The 5327-nt window shown below is 47.9% G+C and carries 5 protein-coding genes; 2 read left to right on the top strand and 3 right to left on the bottom strand.

Annotated elements, in window-relative coordinates:
- Positions 1–3: 3 nt before the first annotated feature.
- Positions 4–894, bottom strand: coding sequence for a bile acid:sodium symporter family protein (locus HOK28_22090; GenBank protein MBT6435798.1), 891 nt, complete (start codon positions 892–894; stop codon positions 4–6).
- A gap of 1138 nt (positions 895–2032) precedes the next feature.
- Between HOK28_22090 and HOK28_22095 the strand changes: the two genes are divergently transcribed.
- Both HOK28_22095 and HOK28_22100 read left to right on the top strand, forming a co-directional pair.
- Entirely contained in the window at positions 2033–2929 is an 897-nt protein-coding gene (locus HOK28_22095; protein ID MBT6435799.1) for a nitronate monooxygenase, read from the top strand.
- Between the two features lie 63 nt (positions 2930–2992).
- Complete coding sequence (locus HOK28_22100) at positions 2993–3664, top strand: glutathione S-transferase (protein ID MBT6435800.1); 672 nt, start codon at positions 2993–2995, stop codon at positions 3662–3664.
- A gap of 28 nt (positions 3665–3692) precedes the next feature.
- Here the strand turns inward: HOK28_22100 and HOK28_22105 are convergent, their stop codons facing one another.
- Both HOK28_22105 and HOK28_22110 read right to left on the bottom strand, forming a co-directional pair.
- Positions 3693–4139, bottom strand: a complete 447-nt coding sequence (locus HOK28_22105) for a DUF2141 domain-containing protein (GenBank protein ID MBT6435801.1) — start codon at positions 4137–4139, stop codon at positions 3693–3695.
- 52 nt (positions 4140–4191) lie between these two features.
- Positions 4192–4605, bottom strand: coding sequence for a hypothetical protein (locus HOK28_22110; protein ID MBT6435802.1), 414 nt, complete (start codon positions 4603–4605; stop codon positions 4192–4194).
- Between the last annotated feature and the right edge of the window lie 722 nt (positions 4606–5327).

A 5327-nucleotide genomic window follows, 5' to 3' on the forward strand; every position in this document is an offset into this window, starting at 1 on the left:
CTCTTATCGGCTATGACTCAAATGGCTTGCGCCATCTGACCGTCTATTAAACCAGGCTATCAAAAGACCTGACGTGGTAAGCATTACGGGAGAATAGACGGCGGCTGGAATTGCCATGGCCGTATTGTCAAGCATGGTTGTTGTAATCAAGAAGGCGAGTGCAGCATTTTGAATTCCTACTTCGATCATCACGGAGATGCTTTGGCTTTGGTTCAACCTAAAGCCTCGAGCGAGACTGTAGCCTAGTATCATCGTTGTGACACACAACATGCAGCCCAGGATACCAGCCTCTTGAAGTAGATTTAAGAGGTTGGAGCGTTCTTTAAAGGCGATGCCCGCGATCAGGACGACCAGGAAAATAACCGCTGAAACTTTTACAGGCTTTTCAGCTTTGATGGCGAGCTGTTGGTTCTTTGTTCTTAGCCACATTCCGAGAAAAACAGGAGGGAGTGTTAATATGCAGACTTTGATGCCCATTTCTACGAGTATATCGGGTTCTAGTTGACTCGCTTCACCTATAAAGTGGCTTGTCGCAATTTGAGTAACAATTGGAATAGTTAGCCCGGTAACCAGACTACTCAAAGCGGTAAGGCTTACAGAGAGAGCAGTGTCACCTTTGCATAAATGAACGACCAAGTTGGAACCAGGGCCACCCGGGCAAGCAGCGACAATCATGACTCCAACACAAATCTCCGGTCGGGCATTGCTTAAATAACAAAGGAGAAAAGCAACGGCGGGCAACACGATTAGCTGACCCAACATGCCCACGGCAATCGCCTTAGGCTCTTGCATTACGCGTTTAAAGTCGTCTTTCACCATAGACATTCCCATGCCGAGCATCATCAGGCCCAGTATGAGAGGAGGAGCAATTTTGGTGAGAGCACTTGCTTCCATGGCTAGGTTTCCGTTCGAACAATCTCTTGGAATCTTATCGGATGTAGAAGTCTGAATGGAGACCCTGAATAGTTTAAGAGGTTGCTGGTCTCCTTAAGTGGTTGATAATGTTCGGTATTTTTGTTTCCTGAGAGAGGTCTGGCCAGCGCTTTTCTACAGGGAACCTCGGGCTTAGCGGAAATTTCAGGCGATGCTCATATTTTCGGGTTACGAACAGGGATAGGCCTCGAACGGATATAACGGATGTAGTCATAGTTATGTTGGGTGGAAAGCCGTTCAGCTACGTGGTTATTAGTGCGCTTTAAGGTGCCAGCGTTTCAAAGGCTATAGCTCGACGCTTATGGTTTCTCGTAAATCAACAGTCAAAACTTTATCTGTGGGTAGCCAAAAAATGAAACCTTAGGCTACCCAGCTTAGTTTCCTGGTTCACTGTCAGTTAATCACGCACCTCCTCAGGAACACCATCACCACTATCATTGATTTCGATTCGAACACCTTCAGCATCGCTCAAGGTTTTGGACCTAGTGGTAATCTCGATGAGTTCGCGATTGGCCACACCAAGTCTCTTGAATCCATGGCTTGATCGATAACCATTGGCTGATAGGCGCCTACTGCCGAACGGGGTAGAAAGAGGCATAGTTAAAACGCGGCGAATATGTATGATGATTTTGTGCCAGGATGCGGACTTTTTCTCGGTTTAAAAGTACGACATGGTAGGATAGTTTTCTTATTTCTGACGCCACACAACCGTCATTAAGGGTACCGATAGGTGATTTGAAATGGTTTGAGCCAGTTCGTTAGGTTCATGACGGAAAACGACTGAGTTTAGGACGGCAAGGTAAGATTACAAAACCATTAGGATTCGTTATATCAGGCGTTTGCAGGTTTTAGGCTGACCTCTTGGCTCGTGAGTTTTCCACAGTAAATGCCAGACATTCTTGGACTACACCCACTTTAAAGGGCTCCTGACGTGTGTAGTGGATCTACAAAAACGTATTCTGGGAAGCCTTAAATGGTATGGCCTGAGTTTGGACAGTGTAGTGAAAGTTGGTCAAACTTAAATTCGCCCGAGAATCTAACGACATCTTTAGGGTTATCGAGTATACCGCAGAGGTCTTAAACTTAGGAGTTTTTCGTTATGCCTTTGGAAACAGCATTGTCTAAAAAGCTTGGTCTCAAGTATCCGATTGTTTGTGCACCCATGTTTATCATCTCTAATAAAGAAATGATTGTCGCGGCGGCCGAAGCGGGTATTTTGGGAACGATGCCAACATTGAATGGCCGAACTCCTGAAGATTTAAGAGCCGATGTTGAATGGATTCGGCAACGTACTGATAAGCCCTTTGGACTCAATCTCACAATAGGACTCACTGAGCCTGAACGTCGTGAGAGTGATATGCAACTCATTGAGGAGTTCGAGGTGCCTGTGTTGATTACCAGTTATGGCAACCCTACCGAATATGTAAAGCGGGCAGCGAAGGCTGGTTCTATTGTTTTTCACGATGTTGTCAATTTGCAACATGCAAAAAAGGCAGCGGCAGCCGGCGTCGACGCTATCATTGGTGTTTCTTCCGGGGCAGGGGGCCACGCTGGCGGAATTTCACCTTATGCGCTGATTCCTTATCTGCGCGACAACCTCGATGTGCCGGTGATTGCTGCGGGATGTATCAGCACGGGTCAGCAAGTTGCTGCATCTCTGGCTCTTGGCGCGGAGCTTGCGTACATGGGAACTCGCTTCATCGCTTCCAAAGAGTGCCAGGCTGAGGACGCCTACAAGCAAATGGTTGTGGATGCCGTGCCTGAGGACATTGTGTACACGGACGAGGTGAGTGGTACACCGGCAAACTTCTTTAAGAAAACTGTTCCGAGCCACAAGGATTTCGAACCTGGCATCGCGGGCGACACCGGTAAGCGTTGGAAGAGTATTTGGAGTGCCGGTCAGGGTTCAGCTCTGATCCATGAGGTTAAGCCTGTTGCGGAGATTGTTGAAGACTTGGTACGTGAGTATCATGATACGGTTGCACGCTTGTCCTAAGGGCATAGCGTTCGTCGCCGTTGTCTCTTCTCGGTCGTCTCGTGCGTTCAAAGGAATCAGTTTATGATTAAACTTCATCATCTAGAAACATCCCGCTCCACGAGGCTTTTATGGCTGCTTGAGGAACTTGAACTCCCCTATGAACTGGTGGTTTATAAGCGTGATCCAAAAACCATACGCGCTCCCGATAGTTTAAAGGCGATTCATCCACTGGGCCGCTCACCTTTACTGGAAATTGATGGGAAGATTTTGGCGGAGTCTGGTGCAATCATGACGTACCTGACGCAGAGAGAAGGAAAGCTCGGAGCACCCAATGATGATGCACGAGTCGACTATAATTATTGGCTGCATTACGCGGAGGGGTCGGCGATGACGCCGCTCATGGTTAAGCTGCTTACCACTGGTATACGAAGTGCCCCTGTTCCTTTTTTCATAAAGCCTCTCCTAAGAGCCATCGCGTCCAAGGTTGATGCTACGTTTACTGATGGAGAATTAACCGCGCATTTTGGCTGGATTGAAACGGCCCTGTCTCATCGAGCCTATTTTGCTGGCGAGGAATTCAGTGCTGCCGACATTCAGATGTCTTACCCGATACAAGCGAGTTTTGCTCGAGCTGGGATGCTTCCGGACCGTCCAAATACGTCGGGTTGGCTTAAGCGTGTGGAGAGCCGTGAGGCGTTTAAGAAGGCGGTTGAGAAGGGTGGGGAACCTATCCTCACGACGATGCCGTCCTAATCAGCTGGCGTCGTTAGCGACTTGGTTGCTACATATGGCTTATAACAATCGGTGCGAGTATTAATTTCTTCGTATTGAGGGTGAACTTTGCCTTGTCCCATTTAGGTCCGCCCATCGGGCCGCCTTTTGCATTATTAGAAACAGCAAGGTCCTCCTTGGGCATGCCAATCCAGTTGGTCTCCATCTTTTTGTCTTTGTTTAAGTCGTGAAGAACTCCTATGGCGTAGTCGCCGTAGGGAAGTGCGCTAAAGGTGACGCTTAGCTTCGCGCTGGTCACTCTAACCGATTGAACTCTGAGGGCTTTGGTGAAGTCCATCTCTACTCGGTCCATTTTTTCAAAGAGAGCGATTTGTAGCTCTCCCTGATTTAGATTCCTCAAGTTTTCAACCGTGACTACGATGTCGCCTGTGTCTGCTTGAGCAGTAGAGCTAAGAGCCATCAATATGATGAGTATGATTACTAATTGGCGTGGCATTAAAACCTACTTATCGTAAGCCAAGGGTTTAACCTCGCGCTAAAAAATTGTTTCAGCTGGCTTGCTGCCTGCGGCCCTCTTCTAGACGCCCGGCTACCCAGGCTACCGCGATGTATAAGGGGAGTTCAACAATGAGCCACGCAGGGCCCTCAATCATCGACATGGCTGCGATACCTCCCGCAAGGGATAAGGCACCAATAAAAAGGGCCAATCGAAAGGGATGTGAGTGGGAAAGACGAGCGGCAACCCAGCCACCTACAAACGCTTGGCTAAGATGAGCTAATATAACCACGACAAACGCGAGCGTAGGCAGTGTCCCTATGTATTGATTGAATTGAACGGGGTCGCTCATATTCATTCCAGGTGGCATGGGGTAGAGCACATGCATATTCAATTGAATGATTCCCATATTGAGGCTTGACCCGGTGGCATAACCAGCGATGAGTGCGAGTATATTACGCGTCATACGAATCTCTCCGGTTTTAGATATACTGAATGTGGGAATTCACGGGCTTGGCGTGTTCTAAGTTGCAAGTGCCCGTTTTTTGCAAAACAATGTAGCATGCCCAGGGCGTGATTGCACGGATTACCACGCCAGCTATTGGTGGTGGTGATTAACGAAGCTAATAGGTGTTTTGTAATTCGTGTTGAGATAGGCCTGCATCAACGATTTGTGACCAAGCCTTTATAACAATCTATTGGCGTCATCATCTGTGAGTTCGCAAACCTCTTTTCATGCGTCGAATTCATTGGTGGTGTTTCGAGCGAGCGCGCCATGCCCGAAATGATGAGCGCTGATTGAGCTGCAAGCAGTGGTTCGTATAGAAAGGTAGGAATTCTTTAGATTATCAATATGGTTAAGAACAGCCTGTATTACATCCACGGTATCTTTAATCGAGCTTTAAGGACTGTGCGAATTACGCAAGCAGATACACCCGTTGATAATTGGGTGAGGAAAAGGTTGTTCATGCTCTGGTCGAAACACCTTTCTTAGCGTTAGTAGGTTCGCCAACCCTTCCCCAAAGGACACGTTCTATGTTGAACCTATTGATCGCCCTTAGCTGTGGTATTCTATTTTGGACCTTTGCCGAATACGCGACCCACCATTGGATCAACCACCTGGGCCGCGGTAAAAACCCGCTCTCCAAGGCTCATCTTGAACATCATCGTACCAGTCAACTGGTCAAG

The organism is Deltaproteobacteria bacterium (assembly GCA_018668695.1).
Classification (GTDB): Bacteria; Myxococcota; XYA12-FULL-58-9; order XYA12-FULL-58-9; family JABJBS01; genus JABJBS01.